The following is a 2,473-nucleotide window of genomic DNA, read 5'->3' as shown; positions in this document are numbered from 1 at the left end:
GGTGACGTGTCATCTGGGGTCGGGTGGGCCGAGCAGCTCGGCCGCACGCCGCGACGCATAGGCGTGCGACAGCCCGTGAAACCCGTACCGGCGGATGCCGTACCGCTCACGCCACCGCGCCGGGATCGCGTACGTCGACGCCGCCGCCGGCAGTGAGGCATGAAAGGCGGTGTCGAAACAGGCCACCTGCGCCAGCTCCAGCTCCGGCGCCGCGGCCCGCACCGCCGCCACCCCCGCCAGCGCCGCCGGCATGTGCAGCGGCGCCAGGCTGGTCCGCGCGCGCAGCCGCGCCTCGACACCCGCGTCGACCAGTGTCGGACGCAGCAGATCCGGCCCACCATGGACGAACCGGTGCCCGACCGCCCGCACCCCACCGAACTCCGCCACCTGTGCGAACACGCCGTCGAGACGGTCGTCGGCAGCTCGGTCGTCGGCCCACAGCAGCCCGCCGGACGGGTCCAGCAGCCGCAGCTTCAGGCTCGACGACCCGGCGTTGACCACCAGCACACCGGTGCTCTCGCCAGGCGGACGCACGCCGCCACCCGGCCGATCACTCGTTCGCCTCGAGGACCGCGAGTCCGACATCCTGCCTCCCCGGACGGACGCCAGCGTGAGCCGACGCGGACGCCGCCATCCCACTGTCACCCGGACGGCCGGCCCCACCACCGTAACCATGTCCGCTCAGCTGGCGCCGGGGCGGACAAGGCCGGCCTCGTAGGCGACGATGACAGCCTGCGTTCGATCGCGGGCCCGGAGTTTGGTGAGGATGCTGCTGACGTGGGTCTTGACCGTCTCGTTGCTGATGAACAGCAGGGCGGCGATCTCGGCATTGGCGTGACCGACCGCGAGCAGGCGCAGGACATCGAGCTCGCGCGCGGTGAGCTGGGCGAGCCGGTCGGGTCGCACGCGGGGCCGGACGCGGGCGAACTCGTCGAGGAGACGGCGGGTGACCTCCGGTGTGAGCAGGGCGTCGCCGCGGGCGACGACGCGCACGGCGTCGAACAACGTCACCGCCGGGACGTCCTTGAGCAGAAAACCGCTCGCTCCCGCCGACAACGCGTCATAGACGTACTCGTCGAGGTCGAAGGTCGTCAGAACAACCACGCGGGGCGCGGGCGTGAGCGTGGTGGTCAGGAGCCGGGTCGCGGCGATTCCGTCGAGGACGGGCATCCGAACATCCATCAGGACGACGTCCGGCCGCTGTTCGCCGGCGGCGCGAACGGCGTCTCGCCCGTCGCGGGCGGTGCCGACGACCATGATGTCGTCGCGGGTGGCCAGCAGCGCGCGGAAGGCGACCCGGACGATCTCGTCGTCGTCGACGATCAGTACCCGGATCGGTGCCGGCGCGGTCATCGGTCCGGCCGCACGGGAAGTCGCACGGCGACCGTGAACCCCCGTGATGTGCACCTCGGCGCCGGGAGCATGGCGGCGGGCGTTCGTGAGGGATTCCTGGATGACCCGGTAGGCGACGAGGTCGGTGTCGGCGGGTATCGGGGTGGCAGCCGCGCTCACCGCGACGGTGACCTCGCCGCCGTGGCCGCGGGTGGCCGCGACGAGCGCGTCGAGACGGTCGAGACCTGGGCGAGGCTCGAGCGCCGGTTCGGGCCGGCCGGCGGCATGACCGTCAGGCGCCGGACCCGGGGAACGGATCACGGTGAGAATGCGTCGCATCTCGGCGAGCGCGGCGCGGGCGGAATCACCGATCTCCGCGAATCGGGTGCCGGCGAGTTCGGGCAGGTCGGGTGTCGTGTAGCGGGCGGTCTCGGTCTGAATGGCGATATGTGAGATGTGGTGGGCGACGACATCGTGGAGCTCACGCGCGATGGCGGTGCGGTCGGCCAGCAGCAGGTGCTCGTGCACCGTCGAAAGGTGCGCCGTGGCGAGCGCCTGGTGTTGCGCGATGATGCTGCTTCGGTCGCGCAGGAGCCGGCCGAAGCCGAGCGCGGCGACGACCACGGCGAACAGCAGATAGGTCGCGGCACCCGGTTCGTCATCGGTGAACGGCGTCACGGCGTTGACGGAAACAAAGCGCCGCACAGACAGATCTCCGGCGCCGTCAGCCGGTAGGCGGCCACCCCGCACACGACCAGCAGGCCGGTTCCGGCCGCGACCGGCATCGGCCCGGCCTGCGGAAAGAACCACCCCAGTGCCGCGAACACGACCAGCACCGCCGCGACGCGGGGCAGCTGGACGACGAACGCGACAGGCACGACGATCATGATCGACATCAGGAAACGGTCGTCGAATCCCGCCTGGGCCGCCGCCGCGATCAGCAGAACCCCCGCCGCGGCGACCCACACCCATGGCCTGGCCAGGACACGGATCAGCCAGCCCTCGAACCGGCCGACGCTGGCGGGCAGAACTCGTCCGTTCATCGCCGACCAGTCTGCCCGCTCGGCCGGCGGCGTCGCATCCCTCCCGCGAGGGAGGTCGACAATCGCTCCCGCGCGGGATTCACCGTCGGCATGGCCGT

General features: G+C 71.7%; 3 protein-coding genes. All 3 read right to left on the bottom strand.

Annotation, left to right across the window (positions count from 1 at the left end):
* Positions 1-9 precede the first annotated feature (9 nt).
* Complete coding sequence (locus G6R24_RS20215; RefSeq protein WP_338084485.1) at positions 10-534, bottom strand: hypothetical protein; 525 nt, start codon at positions 532-534, stop codon at positions 10-12.
* 147 nt (positions 535-681) lie between these two features.
* Positions 682-2,037, bottom strand: a complete 1,356-nt coding sequence (locus G6R24_RS24660) for a response regulator (RefSeq protein ID WP_163550724.1) — start codon at positions 2,035-2,037, stop codon at positions 682-684.
* A partial coding sequence (locus tag G6R24_RS20205) for a hypothetical protein (protein WP_225438847.1) occupies positions 2,007-2,473 on the bottom strand: 467 nt, incomplete at its 5' end. The genes G6R24_RS24660 and G6R24_RS20205, both read right to left, overlap by 31 nt.

It is taken from the genome of Candidatus Frankia nodulisporulans (assembly GCF_902806475.1).
Lineage (GTDB): Bacteria > Actinomycetota > Actinomycetes > Frankiales > Frankiaceae > Frankia > Frankia umida.
The sequence above is the reverse complement of the archived record's forward strand: the minus strand, read 5'-3'. Positions and strand labels throughout refer to the sequence as shown.